19 protein-coding genes, 1 tRNA gene and 1 pseudogene are annotated in these 17,018 nt (G+C 63.1%); 4 read left to right on the plus strand and 17 right to left on the minus strand.

Annotated features, from left to right (window positions below; genetic code table 11):
- Window positions 1-21 precede the first annotated feature (21 nt).
- Window positions 22-603: a hypothetical protein gene (locus ACFXS9_RS15320; RefSeq protein ID WP_392690044.1), complete on the minus strand. Its 582-nt coding sequence runs from the start codon at window positions 601-603 to the stop codon at window positions 22-24.
- A 289-nt stretch (window positions 604-892) separates the two neighbouring features.
- On the opposite strand from ACFXS9_RS15320, the gene ACFXS9_RS15325 reads away from it, so the two are divergent.
- Entirely contained in the window at window positions 893-1,021 is a 129-nt protein-coding gene (locus ACFXS9_RS15325) for a hypothetical protein (RefSeq protein WP_256441605.1), read from the plus strand.
- A gap of 32 nt (window positions 1,022-1,053) precedes the next feature.
- On the opposite strand, the gene ACFXS9_RS15330 is transcribed toward ACFXS9_RS15325, so the two are convergent.
- From ACFXS9_RS15330 to ACFXS9_RS15360, 7 genes and pseudogenes are all read right to left on the minus strand, one after another.
- Window positions 1,054-1,131, minus strand: a tRNA-Pro gene (locus ACFXS9_RS15330).
- Between the two features lie 90 nt (window positions 1,132-1,221).
- Window positions 1,222-1,776, minus strand: a complete 555-nt coding sequence (locus tag ACFXS9_RS15335) for a MerR family transcriptional regulator (protein ID WP_392690046.1) — start codon at window positions 1,774-1,776, stop codon at window positions 1,222-1,224.
- A gap of 95 nt (window positions 1,777-1,871) precedes the next feature.
- Complete coding sequence (locus ACFXS9_RS15340) at window positions 1,872-2,201, minus strand: integration host factor subunit alpha (RefSeq protein ID WP_057845762.1); 330 nt, start codon at window positions 2,199-2,201, stop codon at window positions 1,872-1,874.
- A 131-nt stretch (window positions 2,202-2,332) separates the two neighbouring features.
- On the minus strand, window positions 2,333-3,310 hold the full coding sequence (locus ACFXS9_RS15345) for a beta-ketoacyl-ACP synthase III (protein ID WP_392690048.1): 978 nt from the start codon (window positions 3,308-3,310) through the stop codon (window positions 2,333-2,335).
- The gene (gene plsX, locus ACFXS9_RS15350; RefSeq protein WP_213286519.1) at window positions 3,307-4,353 is read right to left on the minus strand and encodes a phosphate acyltransferase PlsX; all 1,047 of its coding nucleotides are present in this window, start codon (window positions 4,351-4,353) and stop codon (window positions 3,307-3,309) included. Before plsX ends, ACFXS9_RS15345 begins: the two co-directional genes overlap by 4 nt.
- 300 nt (window positions 4,354-4,653) lie before the next feature.
- Window positions 4,654-5,238 (minus strand): YceD family protein, encoded by a 585-nt coding sequence (locus tag ACFXS9_RS15355; RefSeq protein WP_392690050.1) that lies wholly within the window; start codon window positions 5,236-5,238, stop codon window positions 4,654-4,656.
- 25 nt (window positions 5,239-5,263) lie between these two features.
- A pseudogene (locus tag ACFXS9_RS15360) lies at window positions 5,264-5,785 on the minus strand (ubiquinol-cytochrome C chaperone family protein); the annotation flags it as partial.
- Window positions 5,786-5,901: 116 nt separating this feature from the next.
- Between ACFXS9_RS15360 and ACFXS9_RS15365 the strand changes: the two are divergent.
- Window positions 5,902-6,378 (plus strand): outer membrane protein assembly factor BamE, encoded by a 477-nt coding sequence (locus ACFXS9_RS15365; RefSeq protein WP_392690052.1) that lies wholly within the window; start codon window positions 5,902-5,904, stop codon window positions 6,376-6,378.
- Between the two features lie 244 nt (window positions 6,379-6,622).
- Complete coding sequence (locus tag ACFXS9_RS15370) at window positions 6,623-7,597, plus strand: Bug family tripartite tricarboxylate transporter substrate binding protein (RefSeq protein WP_392699800.1); 975 nt, start codon at window positions 6,623-6,625, stop codon at window positions 7,595-7,597.
- 100 nt (window positions 7,598-7,697) lie between these two features.
- Here ACFXS9_RS15370 and ACFXS9_RS15375 read toward each other — a convergent pair whose 3' ends face one another.
- On the minus strand, window positions 7,698-8,135 hold the full coding sequence (locus ACFXS9_RS15375; protein ID WP_392699802.1) for a cupin domain-containing protein: 438 nt from the start codon (window positions 8,133-8,135) through the stop codon (window positions 7,698-7,700).
- A gap of 649 nt (window positions 8,136-8,784) precedes the next feature.
- Here ACFXS9_RS15375 and ACFXS9_RS15380 point away from each other — a divergent pair.
- Complete coding sequence (locus ACFXS9_RS15380; protein WP_392690054.1) at window positions 8,785-9,798, plus strand: hypothetical protein; 1,014 nt, start codon at window positions 8,785-8,787, stop codon at window positions 9,796-9,798.
- A 52-nt stretch (window positions 9,799-9,850) separates the two neighbouring features.
- Here ACFXS9_RS15380 and ACFXS9_RS15385 read toward each other — a convergent pair whose 3' ends face one another.
- From ACFXS9_RS15385 to nrdR, 8 genes are all read right to left on the minus strand, one after another.
- On the minus strand, window positions 9,851-11,971 hold the full coding sequence (locus tag ACFXS9_RS15385; RefSeq protein ID WP_392690056.1) for a sodium-translocating pyrophosphatase: 2,121 nt from the start codon (window positions 11,969-11,971) through the stop codon (window positions 9,851-9,853).
- A gap of 327 nt (window positions 11,972-12,298) precedes the next feature.
- A complete protein-coding gene (locus ACFXS9_RS15390) occupies window positions 12,299-12,508 on the minus strand; it encodes a cold-shock protein (RefSeq protein ID WP_028345703.1) in 210 nt (69 codons plus the stop codon).
- Between the two features lie 206 nt (window positions 12,509-12,714).
- Entirely contained in the window at window positions 12,715-13,707 is a 993-nt protein-coding gene (thiL, locus tag ACFXS9_RS15395; protein WP_392690058.1) for a thiamine-phosphate kinase, read from the minus strand.
- Window positions 13,700-14,191, minus strand: coding sequence for a transcription antitermination factor NusB (gene nusB / locus ACFXS9_RS15400; RefSeq protein WP_392690060.1), 492 nt, complete (start codon window positions 14,189-14,191; stop codon window positions 13,700-13,702). The genes thiL and nusB overlap by 8 nt, the downstream gene beginning before the upstream one ends.
- 2 nt (window positions 14,192-14,193) lie before the next feature.
- Complete coding sequence (gene ribH, locus ACFXS9_RS15405; protein ID WP_213255539.1) at window positions 14,194-14,685, minus strand: 6,7-dimethyl-8-ribityllumazine synthase; 492 nt, start codon at window positions 14,683-14,685, stop codon at window positions 14,194-14,196.
- A gap of 86 nt (window positions 14,686-14,771) precedes the next feature.
- Window positions 14,772-15,380 (minus strand): riboflavin synthase, encoded by a 609-nt coding sequence (locus ACFXS9_RS15410; RefSeq protein ID WP_392690062.1) that lies wholly within the window; start codon window positions 15,378-15,380, stop codon window positions 14,772-14,774.
- Window positions 15,380-16,531, minus strand: coding sequence for a bifunctional diaminohydroxyphosphoribosylaminopyrimidine deaminase/5-amino-6-(5-phosphoribosylamino)uracil reductase RibD (ribD, locus tag ACFXS9_RS15415; protein WP_392690064.1), 1,152 nt, complete (start codon window positions 16,529-16,531; stop codon window positions 15,380-15,382). The genes ACFXS9_RS15410 and ribD overlap by 1 nt, the downstream gene beginning before the upstream one ends.
- The gene (gene nrdR, locus ACFXS9_RS15420; protein ID WP_028345697.1) at window positions 16,528-17,010 is read right to left on the minus strand and encodes a transcriptional regulator NrdR; all 483 of its coding nucleotides are present in this window, start codon (window positions 17,008-17,010) and stop codon (window positions 16,528-16,530) included. The genes ribD and nrdR overlap by 4 nt, the downstream gene beginning before the upstream one ends.
- Window positions 17,011-17,018 lie beyond the last annotated feature (8 nt).

A 17,018-nucleotide genomic window follows, 5' to 3' on the forward strand; every position in this document is an offset into this window, starting at 1 on the left:
TCAATTTTCAAGCTCCCGCTGCTAAGCCCTGGGGCAGTTGTCGGTCGCGCCCTTGTAGCGATCGAGCATCGGCTTTATTGGCGCCGGGACGGTCCAGCCGAAATCAGCGGTGATCAGGCGGCCATTGCTGGTGTCCTGCATCAAGGCCGCGTTGATCGCGCGATTGCGTGGACTGTCCCAGAGGTCTCTGACCGTCGACATTTCGGATCTGCCATATCGCTTGGCGGTATTCATCATCTCATCGAATTTCGCAAAATAGCGACCGATGTAATCGACGATGTAGGCGCGATTGTCCCGCTCGCAGATCGCGTTCGGGTGCGTGACGAGATAGCAGTTCAGCGCCGCCGTCATCTCTTTCGCCCGGTTTAGGTCGCGCCAGTCGACGCGATGATCCTTGGTCGAAAGCTTCGGGAGCTGCCCGTCCCCTTCGAGATGTTCAAGCGCGGGGTAACACGCCTCGCGTATCTTGGCCGCTTTCCACTCGCCCATGCGTTCGCCGCCCGGCAGGTAATCCCCGGAATGGCCCAGGACAAAATAGTTGATCAGGTTCACACCCAGAAATATGCCGCCTAGAGCAACGGCTGCACGCGTCAAGAAATTCATGACCTCACGCACCTGCAGAGGTTGCAATCGGCTCTATATAGCGGCGTCCGGATGTGCCGAGAAGGTTGGTGCCGGTTAGATCTGCCGGTTGGGTTAAGCCGGACTTACTTTCCGCGAAGTTGCCGGCATGCCCAGGACGCCGGGCGTCTCCGGCCTGTTGGGAATGCAGGTATCGAGCTTGGTCATGAAAGCTACAGATATTTCGCGGCCCGCGTAGCTTGAACCTTGAGCCCGCGGCAGCGACTTACATACGGGAGGCAGTATCAATAAAAATGAACAGGAGGCCGCCATGACCCAGTGGCGCGATACTATGGTCGATCGACCGGAAACCGATGGTGCGGCCTATTTGACCGGCTGGACAGTCAGCGGAATAGCCGTGTTAGGAACTATTGTTGCCGTCTGGGTTCTCGGCATCTAGCAGCGATCAAAATCGCCACCCGTGAAAGAAAATGGTCGGAGCGAAAGGATTTGAACCTTCGACCCCTAGTCTCCCAGACTAGTGCGCTAACCGGGCTGCGCCACGCTCCGATGCCGTTCCATTAGCTTTGATCAGGGCCCGGCGCAAGGCAGGAGAGCGGCCTCATTGCGGCCGGTAGACCGCCAGTTCCGCCAGGCAGCTCAGCCGTCCTTCAGCGCGTTGTCCAGCAATTGCTTGCAGGCGATCAGGTCCTGCAGCACCCGCTCCAGGCGCTCGCGGTCCGCGTCCGACGGGCCCGGCTTGGCCCTCGCAAACGGCAGCAAAATGCCGTCGTCGTCGGTGTCGACAAAGCGGTAGTCGATTTCCTTCTCTTCGGTCTCGAAGTCCTCGTCGTCGGCTGCGACGGTCGGAATCTCGCCCTCATCGGGCTCTTGCAGGCTGAGGCCGATCGCTTCCTCGACGGCGCCGAAGGTGACCGCCGAGGTCTGGTCGGCGAGGCCCTGCACCGATTTGATGCCGTGCTCTTTGAGGATCCGCTGCACGCCGCGGATCGTATAGCCCTCGCCGTACAGCAGACGGCGGATGCCCTTCAGCAGATCAACATCGTCGGGGCGGTAGTACCGCCGCCCGCCGCTTCGCTTCATCGGCTTGATCTGGGCGAACCGCGTCTCCCAGAACCGCAGCACATGCTGGGGAATGTCGAGCTCTTCAGCGACTTCGCTGATGGTGCGGAACGCATCCGGCGCCTTGTCCAAGTGCCAGCTCCTCTCAACTTATCTCGTTGGTGAAGACGCGGTACTCGCCTTGCTACGCAGCCGTGCTACTCGATCTCGCTAGTCGGTCTTGCTTTTTAGTCAGTCTTGCTTTCGCCGTTGCCGGGCGCGTGACCGTTGATCCGCTGCTTAAGGATCGCCGATGGCTTGAACACCATCACGCGACGCGGCGAGATCGGCACTTCAGTACCGGTCTTCGGATTACGTCCGATACGCTGACCCTTCTTGCGCACCATGAAGGAGCCGAACGACGACAGCTTCACTGTCTCGCCCTTCTCCAGGCAATCGGTAATTTCTTTCAGAACGAGCTCAACAAATGCTGAAGATTCCGTCCGCGACAGGCCCACCTTCTGGTAGACCGCCTCGCACAAATCGACACGTGTGACTGTTTTTCCGGTCCCGGTCATCGCCTGCCCCGCACTCTCGGCGAACAATTTATTCCCTGAAATTATGAGGTTAGCACGCAATGGTCAACAGCGACCATCATGCAGAAGCATGGAACCGCACTACAATTTTAGACAGTACTTTTGTGGTGCGTCTACCAGCGCACCAGCGCGGAACCCCAGGTGAAGCCGCCGCCCATGGCTTCGAACAGCACGAGATCGCCTTTCTTCACCCGCCCGTCCTTGACGGCGACGCCGAGCGCCAGCGGGATCGACGCAGCCGACGTATTGCCGTGCAAATCGACGGTCAGCACCACCTTCTGCGGCGCAATATGAAGCTTATGCGCCGAAGCATCGATGATCTGCTTGTTGGCCTGATGCGGGATGAACCAGTCGATGTCCTCGGCCGTCTTCCCGGTCGCATTGAAGGCGTCCACGATGACGTCCGTGATCATGCCGACCGCGTGCTTGAACACTTCGCGGCCCTCCATCCGGAGATGGCCGACGGTCTGCGTCGTGGACGGGCCGCCGTCCACGAAGAGCTTCGACTGGTGCCGGCCGTCCGAGCGCAGATGGGTCGTGAGCACGCCGCGATCGGACGGCAAACCCGGCTGGTCCTGCGCCTCCAGCACGACCGCACCGGCGCCGTCGCCGAACAGCACGCAGGTCCCGCGGTCGTTCCAATCGAGAATGCGCGAAAACGTCTCCGCACCGATCACCAGCGCGCGCTTGTAGGCGCCGGAGCGCAGGAAATTGTCGGCGGTGGCGAGCGCGAAGACGAAGCCGGAGCACACCGCCTGCAGATCGAAGGCGGCGCCATGATGGATGCCGAGCCCGTTCTGGACTGCAACCGCGGTGGCCGGAAAGGTGTTGTCCGGCGTCGAGGTCGCGAGCACGATCAGATCGATCGCCTGCGCGTCGAGACCGGCATGTTCCAGCGCCGCGCGCGCGGCGTTGATCGCCAGGTGCGAGGTGAACTCGCCTTCGGCCGCGATGTGGCGTTCCCGAATGCCGGTACGCTGCACGATCCACTCGTCCGAAGTATCGATCTGGGCCGCCAGTTCGGCATTGGTCAGCACCTTCTGCGGCAGGTAAGAGCCGCAGCCCAGCACCACCGAACGTTTCGCAGTCACGAGACAGCCTCCTGCGCGGTCGGTGCCAGCGCACTGCCGTCGCTATTTATCATCTGATTGATCTTGGTGAGGAGATCGCAGCGGACCATCTCATAGCCAACATCGACTGCGTAGGCAAAGCCTTCGGCGCTGATTCCGCCATGGCTTTTGACGACCACGCCCTTCAAGCCGAGCAAAACGCCGCCATTGGATTTATTCGGGTCGAGCTTGTCCCGCAGCGCCTTGAACGCGCTGCGGGCGAACAGGTAACCGATCCGAGAAAACCAGCTTGAAGCCATGGCATTGCGCAGAAAATCTGCCATTTGGCGCGCGGTTCCCTCCGCGGCCTTCAACGCGATGTTGCCGCTAAAACCTTCCGACACGATCACGTCAGCCGCGCCCGCGCCGATCCCGTCGCCTTCGACGAAGCCGATATAATTGAGCTGCGACGCGCGCAGCAGCTCGGCGGCCTCGCGGATCTCCTCATGGCCCTTGATCTCCTCGACCCCGATGTTGAGGAGGCCGACAGTCGGCCGTTCCCGGTTCAACAGCACGCTCGCCATTGCACTGCCCATCACCGCCAGTGCCACGAGATGGTGCGCGTCGCCGCCGATCGTGGCGCCAAGATCGAGCACGACGGAATCGCCGCGCGCCGTCGGCCACACGCCGGCAATGGCCGGACGATCGATCCCTTGCATGGTGTGCAGATGGAAACGCGCCATCGCCATCAGCGCGCCGGTATTGCCCGCGGAGACCGCGACGTCGGCCTCCTTTCTCTTCACCGCATCGATCGCAAGCCACATCGACGACGTCTTGCGGCCGCGACGCAGCGCCTGGCTCGGCTTGTCGTGCATGCTCACGGTGACGTCGGTGTGGATCACGCGCGACGCCTTTTGCAGCGCCGGGTACTTGGCGAGTTGTTCGTCGATCTGCTTGCTGTCGCCGTAGAGCAGGAATTCGCTGTCGGGATGCCGCTTCAAAGAAATTGCGGCGCCGGGAATGACGACCGATGCGCCGACATCGCCACCCATGGCGTCAAGCGCGATGCGAACCTTTTGCGGCATGAACGTCCCGGAAACCTGATCTCTTGCGGCCCTCGTAGAGCCCGGCCGCGCACTGGAATGGCACCGCTACGCGGCGCCTGGCGAAACGCAACCCGCGCCCCCCGCCGGGCCGCGACAATAGCGTGTCCCCGCCCCGACACAACCTCTTGACCACGCTCTTTTGGCGAAAGGGAAGCTGTGTGGCCCGAAATCACGGATGGCAGATATTTCTATACAATTCAATATCTTACGGGGTATTTTTGGCGTGATTTCAGAATTACCTTACCCTACGGCAGCTTCGCCGGCCATTTTAACTCCCGCCTACTTGCCCTTGGGCTTCCTGGCCCGCGGCTTTTTCGGCGCTGCCTTCAACGCCTTGAGCGCCGCGAATGGGTGATCCTCGGGATCGGCGGCTTCAACCATCGGCTCAAATACGGCGCCGGGTTTGCGCGGATATGGATCGACCGCGAGATACAATGCATCGGTGGCGACCCTGCCGAAATCGATTATGCCGTTCTCGATCGGCTCGGGCGGATCGGGCGTTTCCTCGTCGGTTTCTTCAGCGTCATCGACCAGCGCGGCCATCTGCGGGATCTGCTCCGGCGGAGCGAATATCAGGTCGATCGGCTCGTCGATCTCGTTCTCGATCTCTTCCAGCGTCACCACGCAGGTCTGCCCGATCCGCGCCCGCACATGGCCGGCCACATGGAAGCGGCCGCCGCTCTTCGGCGTCACGTCGAAGGAAGCCTGCGCCGATAGCACCTCGCGCAAGCCGCCCGTATCGGCCATGGCTTTGCGGATGGCCTGATCAGCCTCGATGTCGCGATGCAGGCCCGTCTCGGGGATCTGCGCCACCGCAACGGGAACACGCCACGGATCGGGCTTCTCTGTGCCAGTCTTGCTCATTGCTGCGCGCCTGCTTTCTCCGGCGAGGAAACCTGCCCCGGCCGCTCGCCAGCGTCGCCTCGTCGAGGCTGTCGAGGCCCGCCATTGCCGCCTCGGCGTAGGCGGCCAGCAGTCGGGCCTTTTCGATGTTCTCGCCGTTCAGGATATTCTTGCACATCGCCTGCGCCAGTGCCTCGCGGCCCTCGGTCAGCGCAAGGTCATAGGCCGCAGTCCGGCCATAGAAGGCTTCGCCGAAGGCCTGCATGCGCTTCGGCACCGTGAGGTCTCCGACCCCCATCTCGCGCAGATTATCGTCCATATCGTTGCAAAAATGGTCGAATAGCCCCTGCGATAGCGTCGCGCCGCCCGCCACCGACTTCAGTCGCCGCAGGACCAGCCACAAGTGCAGGAGAAGCAGGTCAAAACGGCCGTTAACCGTGTCCGGAACCCCAAAGTCCCGATAAAACAACGGTTCTCGCGCCTGCGTCACGATCATGCCATAGATGGCCTCGATGGTGCCGCGCAGCGGCGTCCGGGGTTTCCTGAAGTGATTGAACGGCCAAAGCATTGTGGGTTCCGCAAGCGAGCCCTCCCGGGCCGCGTGTGTTGCAATCCAGCGTGCTGCCCGGTACGTCAACGCACCGCGCGATGCAAGAGGACGGGCGAATTCCTGAGATGACTGAAATGAGCCACCTGAGCGCCCGCGTGTCCTCGCCGCGCCGCCTGACCGCGCGCCGGCGCGGTTTTCGCGCCGCCGCAGCCGTTGCACTGGTCTGTGCCGCGCTCGCCGGATGCACCGGCGAGCAGTTCCAGAAGGGCTACATCCTGCCACCCAACGCGCTGGAGCAGATCCCGATCGGCGCCAGCCAGGACCAGGTGCTGATCGTGATGGGAACGCCATCGACGGTCGCGACCTTGAACGGCGAGGTGTTTTATTACATCTCGCAGCGCTCCGAGCGCAAAGTCGCTTTCATGAACCAGCAGGTCGTGGACCAGCGCGTGATCGCGATCTATTTCGACAAGAACCGCCAGGTGACGCGGCTTGCCAACTACGGATTGCAGGACGGCAAGATCTTCGACTTTATCAGCCGCACCACGCCGACGTCCGGCCAGGAACTCAGCTATCTGACTCCGCTGTTCAAGCTACTCAGCTTTAACTAGCGCTCAATCTGTTCTGCTTGAATCAGAACCAAGCTCCGCACTTTTGTTTTTGCGTTGTCGTTAGGCAAACCGCATCCACTTCGCTCGAAAACGTCATGGCGACTTCGCCTGTTCCGCGAGGCGGAAAACCTGTGCCAAGTCGCCCGCTTGCCCTGCATGCGCGCGTTGCCTAGGCTCGCAGCCAATCAATAATGATTCAGCAGGGAGTTAACTTGTGACGATTAGAACTTTTTCTCGCCGCCGTGTGTTGACCGGAGCCGCGGGTATTTCCGCTGCGGCGATCTTGCCGCGCGCGAGTTACGGCTCCGACTGGCGCCCCACCGAGACCGTGCGTCTCATCGTGCCAGCGGCGGCCGGCGGCAGCACCGACGTGATGGGACGGCTGTTGGCCGCACATCTGCAGACCGCCTGGGGCCAGTCCGCGGTCGTGGAAAACCGCTCCGGCGGCGGCGGCACCATCGGCACCGCCGAAGTCGTGCGGGGCAAGGCGGACGGCCATGTGATCCTGGTCGGTAATCCCGGTCCGAATGCGATTGCCTACAGCATCTTCCGCAACATGACCTACAAGGCCGACCAGTTGCAGCCGGTCAGCAACATGATCCGGATTCCGAACATCGTGTCGGCGCATCCGTCGACCGGCATCAAGTCGATCGGAGAATTGATCGCCTACATCAAGGCCAACCCGGACAAGCTCACCTATGCCTCCTCAGGCGTAGGCCAGAGCCCTCACCTCACCGGCGCCTGGTTCCTGCAGCTCACCGGATTGAAGATGGTGCACGTGCCGTTCCGCGGCGCAGGCCCCGCGCTGCAGGCGGCGCTGGCCGGCGATATCCAGATCCTGTTCGACAATCTCTACCCGACGCTGCCGCAGACCGAGGAAGGCAAGCTCACCGCGCTCGCCGTCACCACGCCCGAGCGCAGCGCACTCGCCCCGAACGTTCCGACCATGCGCGAAAGCGCGCCGGAGCTTTCGAAGTTCGACGTCTCCTCCTGGTTCGGCATCTTCCTGCCGAAGGCCACGCCCGCTCCCGCCGTTGAAGCGCTCAACAAGGAGATCAAGGCGATGCTGGCGCGGGATGACGTCAAGAAGACGATCGGGAAGATGGGCGCGACCGCCGACTGGGGAACGCCACAACAGTTTTCCGATTTCGTGCAGGCCGAGACCGCGAAGTTCGGCGAGATCATCAAGCGCGAAGGCCTGCAGATGGACGCGGGCTGAGCGCCAGACGTCTCATCAAATCAAAACCCCGCGGCTCGCACCGCGGGGTTTTTTGATCGCTTCCCGCCGCTCAGTGCGCGCCAGGATCGCCAGCAGCCACTCACGGCACCCGCTCGTCCATCTCCGGCCGCATCACCACGCTCTCCCGCGCAGTCGCCTCGCTGCGCGATCCCACGAAAACCGACGGCGTGGCGGCGCGATTGACCGCAACGTGCAGGACGCCCGCGGGAATGTAGACGTAGTCACCAGGGTGCACCTTTTCACAGTGCTGTAGCTGGTCGCCGGTCCAGATCTCCAGCTCGTCCCCGCTCATCATGTAGAGCGCCGTCTCGTGATGCTCGTGGACGTGGGCTTTGGTGCGTCGGCCGGCCGGCAGCGTAATGATGCCGAGCCAGATCATTTTCGAGCCGACAGTCTCCGCGCTGATCCCCGGCTGATAGTCAGAACCCTGCTCGGCGCGGTAGCCGGCACTTCCCTTCACGACGAACCCCTTCCCGCCAGCTCCCGAGTCCACGCCGTGCCGTTCCCGTACGATCATGTTGCTCATGTCATCTCTCCGGTTCGGGTTGCTTTGCCCAACATGCGCAGGATCACTTGTCAGGAGGGCCGGAGTCTCAAAGATTGGTCCGAAAAGTTCCAAATTCTTCCAAAGCTCGGTAAGCTCGCCGCATGCCCCATGAGCACGTCACGTTTGGCCCGTTCATGCTTGATCTGGATCGCGGAATGCTCTCGCGGGACGGCCGGCCCATCGCGGTCGGCCAAAAGGGCCTCTTGCTGCTACGGGCTTTCCTGGAGTCACCCGGTAGAATCCTCGACAAAGCAAGCCTGATGGACGTCGCCTGGCCCGGCCTGACCGTGGAGGAAAGCAACTCTCTGTCCAGATCGCGGCGCTACGCAAGCTTCTCGGCACCGCCCATGACGGCGCTGAATGGATCACCACCATTCCGCGTGTCGGCTACCGGTTCGCCGGGCCGATCGCTTCCAGGGCAGCGACCGTCACACCGGAGCATACCGAAAATACACAGTCGCGCCCCTCTATCGCGGTTCTGCCTTTCGGTATCATTGGCGAAGCTGACAAGGAGTATCTCGCCGATGGGCTGACCGAAGATATTATCACGACGCTGTCCCGGTTTCGCTGGTTCCGAGTCATCGGGCGAAGTTCTGCCTTTACCTTCAAGGGCAAACAGATGGACGCGCTGCAAGCCGCTCGCGAGCTTGGCGCGCGTTACGTACTGCAGGGAAGCGTTCGCCAGTCCGCGCTGCGGCTGCGCATTGCGGCGCAATTCGTCGACGCGAGCGATGGTAGCAACGTATGGGCAGAGCGCTACGATCTCGAGATGGCCGATGTCTTTGCGATCCAGGACGAGATCGCCGAGCGGGTGGCGGGTGCGATCGAGCCCGAGCTTCTCAAAACCGAATCCCATCTTGCGGCGATGCGGCATACCGGCAACATGACCGCCTGGGACCTCGTGCGTCAGGGAATGTGGCATTTCCACAAGGTCACCCGCGAGGGCCATCTGGCAGCGCGGACGCTATTCCGACGCGCCTGCGCGATCGATCCGGATCTGTCCGAATCACACATCTGGCTTGGGCGCGTCAGCGCCGGGATAGTTGCTTACGGCTGGAGCGACGCTCCCGACGCGGACAGCAAGGAGGGTGCGGATGCCGCAGCGCATGCGATAACCCTCGATCCGAGAGACCCCTACGCACACTATGCCTTCGCTATCGCGAATGCTTACAACAATGCACCGCGCGTAGCCGTATCGGCAGCCGAAAAAGCGATCGCATTGAGCTCAAGCTTCGCGTTGGGGCATCTGGTTCTCGGCTTGGCCCGCCTGTTCGCTGGACTGGCACGGGAGGCAATCGAGCCGCTTGAACATGGCTTGGCGCTAAATCCGAACGATCCGCAGAACCTCGCTTGGTACAATCTGCTTGCCCATGCTCAGCTACTCGCCGGAGACGCCGAGCGCGCACTTGCGACCGCCAACAAAGCGCTCGCTATTCGGCCGACGTTCCGTCCGACGTTTGAAACGCTCACATGCTGCCATATCGCGCTTGGCAACATGGACGCAGCACGCCAATGCGCAAGCCGCATGAACGAGTTGGGAGAGCCTCAGAGTCATTTCCTCGCGCCGCTAAAGGAACTGCATCCAGAATGGGACGAGCAGATATCGCAGATGCTCGATCGGGCTCGGGCATGAAAAACCCCGCGGCTCGCACCGCGGGGTTTTCGTTTTGATCAGCCTCGCCGGCTCAGTGCGCCAGGATCGCCAGCAGCAGCAGCGCCACGATGTTGGTGATCTTGATCATCGGGTTGACCGCGGGACCCGCCGTATCCTTGTAGGGATCGCCGACGGTGTCACCGGTCACAGCGGCCTTGTGGGCGTCCGAGCCCTTGCCGCCGAAATGGCCATCCTCGATGTACTTCTTGGCGTTGTCCCAGGCGCCGCCGCCTGAGGTCATCGAGATCGCGACGAACAGGCCGGTCACGATCACGCCGAGCAGCATGGCGCCGACGGCGGAGAACGCCGCCGACTTGCCGGCCGCGCCGCCGCCCGCGATCGCGTAGATCGCGAAGTAGACGAAGATCGGCGACAGCACCGGGAGCAGCGACGGAATGATCATTTCCTTGATCGCAGCCTTGGTCAGCAGGTCGACCGCCTTGCCGTAGTCCGGCTTGTCGGTGCCCTGCATGATGCCGGGCTTTTCGCGGAACTGGCGCCGCACTTCCTCGACGATCGCGCCGGCAGCGCGACCGACCGCGGTCATGCCCATCGCGCCGAACAGATACGGCAGCAGGCCACCGAACAGCAAACCGACCACCACGTAGGGATTGTTGAGCGAGAAGTCGGGCAGCACACCCTGGAAGTACGGATGCTTCGCAGAATTGGCGATGAAGAACTTGAGGTCCTCATTGTAGGCTGCGAACAGCACCAGCGCGCCGAGACCGGCCGAGCCGATCGCGTAGCCCTTGGTGACCGCCTTGGTGGTGTTGCCGACCGCATCCAGCGCGTCGGTCGACTTGCGGACCTCCTTCGGAAGGCCCGCCATTTCGGCAATGCCGCCGGCGTTGTCGGTAACCGGACCGAAGGCGTCGAGCGCCACGATCATGCCGGCCAGCGCCAGCATCGTGGTGGTCGCAATCGCGATGCCGAACAGGCCGGCAAGGCTGTAGGTGATGAGAATGCCGGCGATGATGACGATGGCGGGCATCGCGGTCGCTTCCATCGAGATTGCCAGACCCTGGATCACGTTGGTGCCATGGCCCGTGACCGAGGACGAGGCGATCGACTTCACCGGGCGATAATCGGTACCGGTGTAGTATTCGGTGATCCAGATGATCAGGCCGGTGACGGCGAGGCCGACGATGCCGCACTGGAATAGCGCCATGCCGGTGTACTTCACGCCCGCCAGTTCGCCGAAGCCGATCAGCCAGTGGATGACGGCCGCAACGCCGAGCAGCGACAGGACGCCGGTCGCGATCAGGCCCTTGTACAGCGCGCCCATGATGGACTGGCTGGCGCCGAGCTTGACGAAGAAGGTACCGATGATCGAGGTGATGATGCAGACGCCGCCGATGGCGAGCGGCAGGGTCATCATCGGCACCAGCAGCGGCGAGGTCGCGAAGAAGATCGCGGCCAGCACCATGGTGGCGACCGCGGTCACCGCATAGGTCTCGAACAGGTCGGCCGCCATGCCGGCGCAGTCGCCGACGTTGTCGCCGACGTTGTCGGCGATGGTCGCCGGGTTGCGCGGATCGTCCTCGGGAATGCCGGCTTCGACCTTGCCGACGAGGTCGCCACCGACGTCAGCACCCTTGGTGAAGATGCCGCCGCCGAGACGGGCGAAGATCGAGATCAGCGAGGCGCCGAAGCCGAGCGCTACCAGCGCGTCGACGACGACGCGATCGTTGGCCTTCAGCCCCATGAACTGGGTGAGATAGGCGAAGTAGATGGTAACGCCGAGCAACGCGAGACCGGCCACCAGAAGGCCGGTGATCGCACCCGCCTTGAAGGCCAGTTCGAGCCCGCCGGCCAGCGAAGTGGTCGCCGCCTGCGCGGTGCGCACATTGGCGCGAACCGAGACGTTCATGCCGATGAAGCCGGCAGCGCCCGACAGCACCGCGCCGACCAGGAAGCCGATCGCAACCAACATGCCGAGGAAGTAGGCCAGCAGCGCGAAGATCACGACGCCGACCATGGCGATCGTCATGTATTGGCGGCGCAGATAGGCCTGCGCGCCTTCGGCGACAGCCGCCGCGATTTCCTGCATGCGCGGATTGCCGGCGTCCGATTTCAGAACGGAAGACGTGGCCCAGATGGCGTAGACAATCGAAAGCGCTCCGCAGAGCACAATCACCCACAATGCTGTCATTGAATTTGCCTCAGTTTTTTGTTCGTTCCACCCCCGCGCCGTCACCGCGGGTAGCGGCGGACGCATAAAAAGGAGGCCTTCCCTGCCCAGAAGGGCGGCCTCAAATCGGGCGGGACCATGCCAAAATCGTCCCTCCGGCGCAATGTCACGGAGGGCGAAAACCGTCGATTTTTGAAAGGAGTCACCCGGAATCCGTCCAGCCAACTGGAGCCCGGGGGCAACGGGTATTCGGCCCGGCCAAAATACAAGAGCCCGCTCAACCCCGGGAGGGATCGAGCGGGCTCACGAGCCATTCCAGTACATCCGTGAAACGACCGTTTCGAGGCCTTAGACCAGCGACAGGTTTTCCGCGCTTACCTTGCCCCGCATCTTGTCGGTCTTGAGTTCGAACTGAACCTTCTGACCTTCGGCCAGCCCGCCAAGGCCGGCGCGCTCGACGGCGGAGATGTGCACGAACACATCCTTGCTGCCATCGCTCGGCTCAATGAAACCGAAACCCTTTTGACCGTTGAACCACTTCACTGTTCCCGTAGCCATTTTCTCTTCTCCAAAGCACATAGGCTTTTCATTCCGCGCGGCGATCGCACGGATCCAAATCCAATCTCGACGATGTCTCTGGAAAGAAGCCCCGTGGGGCGCGTTCAAAAAGGCACGGCGGTAATCGAATGCGCTACAACCTATAGGTTTTCAGCGAAATTGCAATGGCCGGAAGGAAATAAAGCCGACGGCATGATGCGACGCCTTCAGAAATGGCTGTAGGATAGCCGTTCCAGCGCGATTTCCTTGCCCTCTTTGTCGACGAACTTCGGAACTGAACTCCCCGCGACGATCGTTCCAATGGAACTAAGCGCAACCCCTGCGCGCTGCGCGGCAGCTTCGAATGCTTCAACACGCTCTTCGGTGATCGTGCAGAGGATTTCGTAATCGTCGCCACCAGCGATCAATGTCTCCAGTCCGACAATGCCGCGCGACACCAAACCCCGCGCTGCGCCGGACAACGGCATCTGCGCCAGATCGACCACGGCGGACACGCCCGACGCGCCGCAGAGCTTTGTCAGGTCGCCGGCCAACCCATCCGAGACATCCATCGAAGCACTGGCGTATTCGCGAACGATCTCGGCCATCGCCACGCGCGGCTGCGGGACGCGATAGCGCCCGACCAGCATCTCCCGCGCGGCTGTATCGGCGGCGGCATGCATCTTCCCGCCGCGGAGGATAGCCAGCCCCAGCCCGGCGTCTCCGATCGTGCCCGTGACCATCACGCGCTCGCCGGGTTTGGCGCCGCTGCGATGGACCACTTTGCCCGGCGGCACGCGGCCGAATGCAGTCACCGAAACCATCAGCGGCCCCGGCGTCGACACCGTATCGCCGCCGAGCAGCGGACATGCGAACTGCTTGATGTCCTCGCCCAGCGCCGCCGCGAACGGTTGTAGCCAGCCCTCATCCACGCTGCGAAGGGCCAGCGTCAGCACAAAGCCGGCCGGCGTCGCGCCCTTCGCGGCGAGATCGCTGAGGTTCACCCGCAGCGCCTTGCGTGCGACCGCATCGGGCGGATCATCGGGCAGGAAATGCACGCCCTCAACGATCGCATCCGTCGTCACCACGAGGTCATCGCCGGACGGCTTCAGCGCCGCAGCGTCGTCGTCGAGACGGAAGGCACCGGGATCAGTCGCAAGCGGCCGGAAATAGCGCGCGATCAGCCGGTCCTCGCCGGACACTGGTTTGCCGCTAGCCACGCGTGAACTCGTCGGCGCGGAACTGGCGCGCGATCTGGTCGAGCACGGCGTTGACCATGCCGGTCTCGTCCTTTTCGACGAAGGCATGCGCGACATCGACATATTCTGAGACGACCACGCGGCCCGGCACGTCCTTGCGATGCTCGAGCTCGTAGGAGCCAGCGCGCAGCACCGCGCGCAAGATCGCGTCGATCCGCTTCAAGGGCCAACCCTTCTGCAGCGCGTCGTCGATCAGAGGATCGAGCCTCGCCTGATCGCGGACCACGCCCGACACCACGTCGCGGAAGAACGCGGCTTCCGCCGGCAGGTATCTCTCGCCCTCGACCTCGTTGCCGAGCCAGTGGCTTTCAAACTCGGCGAAAATATCATTGATTCCGGCGCCTGCGATGTCCATCTGGTACAGCGCCTGCACGGCGGCGAGCCGCGCCGCGCCACGGCGGTTGGCTTTCTTGTCGGGAGTCTTGGCGGGCTTCTTCTCTGCCATCGTCAGGCCTTTGCCAGCCGGCGTTTGATCCGCAGCATCGCCAGCGCCGCGCGCGCGGCGTCGCCGCCCTTGTTCAACTCGCTGGCGCGCGCCCTCGCCCAGGCCTGCGCCTCGGTATTAACGGTAATGATGCCGTTGCCGAGCGGCACCTTTCGCGCGACCGCAAGGTCCATCAGGGCGCGGGAGGATTCGATCGAGACGATCTCGAAATGGATGGTGTCGCCGCGCACCACACAGCCGAGCGCAATCGCCGCGTCATAGGGCTTGCCGTTCCGGTCGGCGGCATCGAGCGCGATGGCAATGGCAGCCGGAATCTCCAGCGCGCCGGGCACGGTGATGACGTCGTGCGTCACGCCGGCGGCCTTCAGCTCGGCGACGGCACCTTCCAGCAGCGCATCCTGGATGTCGTCATAAAACCGCGCCTCCACGATGAGCGCGCGCGCGCCTGTGATGTCGGTCTGGTCTTTCAGCGGTGCGCGCCGTGCGTCTGCCATTGTTCAATCCATCTCCACGTGTTGGCAATTTGCAGCGGTGTAAATTGTCAACATCCGCGCGGTTTTAGTCGCGCTCTGTTACCCTGTCACTTCATTTCCGAGAGCCGCGCCGCGTAGCGGGCCATCAGGTCGACCTCGATATTGACCTCGCTGCCTGCTGCCCAGCCGCCAAGCGTGGTGACGCTGAGCGTGTGCGGGATGATCAACACCGAAAATGCGACATCCTCGACCGTATTCACGGTCAGCGACACGCCATCCAGCGTCACCGAACCTTTGGCCGCGATGAAACGCGCCAGCTCTCGCGTGGTGCGCAGTTCGAACCGCGCCATATCGGGCAGATCGTCGCGCCTGACGATGGTGGCGATGCCGTCGGCATGGCCGGCGACGATATGACCGCCGAGTTCGTCGCCGATCTTCAGCGCACGCTCGAGATTGAGCTTTGTTCCCTTGGCCCAATGCTTGGCCGTGGTCATGCCGAGCGTTTCCGCGGCGGCATCGACGTCGAACCAGGTCTTGCCGCCTTCGACGCCGGAAGCGACTACCGTCAGGCAGACGCCGTTGCAGGCAATCGAGGCCCCGTCGGTGATGGTCTTCTGGTCGTAGCGGCAGGCGATCCGCATGCGATGCAACTGCCCCTGCGCCGTTGGCGTCAAGGCGACGATTTCTCCGATGTCGGTGACAATTCCGGTGAACATTAAGCGCGCTCGTAAATAGTCAGGGTGTCTTTGCCGAGCGCTTCGCTAGCACGTACGCTGAACGCGGGCGACCCGGTGATTGCCGACAGCGGCAATGCGTCCAGCGCGGGAATGCCGTCAGCGCCGACTTTATCAGGACCGCGCAACAGCCAGATTTCATCGACCAAGCCGCTCGCGACGAAGGACGACGCCACCCGCGATCCGCCTTCGACCATCAGCCTTGTGATGCCCTTGTCGGACAGCGCGTGAAGCACCGCCGATAGATCCAGCCACGGCGGCTGCGCGGTAGCCGCAACGCGTATCACCTGCGCGCCGGCCGCACCGAGTTTCACGGCGGCCGGCGCCTCGGCAAAATCTGAGGTCATCACCCAGAGCGGCGTCTGCCGCGCGGACTGAACCGGCTTACTTGTGCCAGGAATGCGCAGCGCGCGATCCAGCACCACCCGCACCGGCGACCGTGCTTCCATGCCGGGCAGGCGGCAGGTCAGCAGCGGATCGTCCGCCAGCACGGTGCCGATGCCAACCAGGATGGCGTCGCATTGCGCGCGCAACAGATGTACCCGCGTTCTCGCGGCCTCGCCCGTAATCGCAACGGGCTTGTGGCCGGAGGCAGCGATCTTGTCGTCAGCGGAGACGGCGAGTTTCAGGATCACATGCGGGCGCTTGTCGCGGACGCGGCGGAAATGCCCGGCGTGATCGCGCGCGGCTTCCTGAGCACCGAGCCCGACATCGACTGATATCCCGGCCGCGCGGAGTTTTGCATGTCCCTGCCCGGCCACCTCCGGATTGGGATCCTCGATCGCCGACACCACGCGCGCAATGCCGGAGGCGATCACGGCGTCGACGCAAGGCGGCGACTTGCCGAAGTGCGAACAGGGCTCCAGCGTCACATACAGCGTCGCGCCCCGCGCCGCCTCGCCGGCACGCCTTAAGGCTTCCGGCTCGGCATGCGGTCGCCCGCCCGGTTGCGTCCAGCCGCGCCCGATGATGACGCCATCCTTCACGACGACTGCCCCGACGGCCGGGTTGGACCAGGTGCGCCCCAGCCCGCGCCGGCCGAGCGACAGCGCAAGCTGCATGAAGCGCTGATCAGCCGCTTTGGACTCGCTGATCTTCTGTCCGTACTGGTCTTCCAGGATGCGGAAGATCATTTGCGCAACGTGGCGATCCGCGCTTCGTCCTCGCCCGAGAGCTCGCCGAGCACGGTCTCAAAATCCTTGGCCTCGCGGAAATTGCGATAGACGGAGGCGAAGCGCACATAGGCGACGTCGTCGAGCTGGCGCAGATGCTCCATCACGATCTCGCCGATCGCTTCCGAGGAAACCTCCGCCTCGCCGCCGCTCTCGAGTTCGCGCACGATCGCCGAAACCATCTTCTCGACCCGCTCAGGGTCGACCGGGCGCTTGCGCAGACTGATCTGCAGCGAGCGGACCAGCTTGTCGCGGTCGAACGGCACCCGGCGCCCGTTGCGCTTGATGACCGTCAGTTCGCGCAACTGCACCCGCTCAAAGGTGGTGAAGCGGAAATTGCAGGCGATGCATACCCGCCGCCGCCGGATCACGGCCGAATCCTCGGTCGGCCGCGAATCCTTCACCTGTGTATCGAGACTGTTGCAGCTCGGGCAGCGCATCCAGGGGA

Source organism: Bradyrhizobium sp. RDI18 (assembly GCF_043203335.1).
In the GTDB taxonomy this organism is placed as follows: Bacteria; Pseudomonadota; Alphaproteobacteria; order Rhizobiales; family Xanthobacteraceae; genus Bradyrhizobium; species Bradyrhizobium retamae.

Coding starts and splice junctions, on each gene's coding strand:
- ACFXS9_RS15340 (WP_057845762.1), bottom strand. CDS start 2,201: ATGACCGGGACCGGAAAAACAGTCACACGTGTCGATTTGTGCGAGGCG.
- plsX (WP_213286519.1), bottom strand. CDS start 4,353: ATGCCGCAAAAGGTTCGCATCGCGCTTGACGCCATGGGTGGCGATGTC.
- ACFXS9_RS15380 (WP_392690054.1), top strand. CDS start 8,785: ATGGACGCGCTGCAAGCCGCTCGCGAGCTTGGCGCGCGTTACGTACTG.
- ACFXS9_RS15365 (WP_392690052.1), top strand. CDS start 5,902: ATGAGCCACCTGAGCGCCCGCGTGTCCTCGCCGCGCCGCCTGACCGCG.
- ACFXS9_RS15325 (WP_256441605.1), top strand. CDS start 893: ATGACCCAGTGGCGCGATACTATGGTCGATCGACCGGAAACCGATGGT.
- nusB (WP_392690060.1), bottom strand. CDS start 14,191: ATGGCAGAGAAGAAGCCCGCCAAGACTCCCGACAAGAAAGCCAACCGC.
- ACFXS9_RS15410 (WP_392690062.1), bottom strand. CDS start 15,380: ATGTTCACCGGAATTGTCACCGACATCGGAGAAATCGTCGCCTTGACG.
- ACFXS9_RS15355 (WP_392690050.1), bottom strand. CDS start 5,238: ATGAGCAAGACTGGCACAGAGAAGCCCGATCCGTGGCGTGTTCCCGTT.
- ribD (WP_392690064.1), bottom strand. CDS start 16,531: ATGATCTTCCGCATCCTGGAAGACCAGTACGGACAGAAGATCAGCGAG.
- ACFXS9_RS15385 (WP_392690056.1), bottom strand. CDS start 11,971: ATGACAGCATTGTGGGTGATTGTGCTCTGCGGAGCGCTTTCGATTGTC.
- ACFXS9_RS15390 (WP_028345703.1), bottom strand. CDS start 12,508: ATGGCTACGGGAACAGTGAAGTGGTTCAACGGTCAAAAGGGTTTCGGT.
- nrdR (WP_028345697.1), bottom strand. CDS start 17,010: ATGCGCTGCCCGAGCTGCAACAGTCTCGATACACAGGTGAAGGATTCG.
- ACFXS9_RS15320 (WP_392690044.1), bottom strand. CDS start 603: ATGAATTTCTTGACGCGTGCAGCCGTTGCTCTAGGCGGCATATTTCTG.
- ribH (WP_213255539.1), bottom strand. CDS start 14,685: ATGGCAGACGCACGGCGCGCACCGCTGAAAGACCAGACCGACATCACA.
- ACFXS9_RS15375 (WP_392699802.1), bottom strand. CDS start 8,135: ATGATCGTACGGGAACGGCACGGCGTGGACTCGGGAGCTGGCGGGAAG.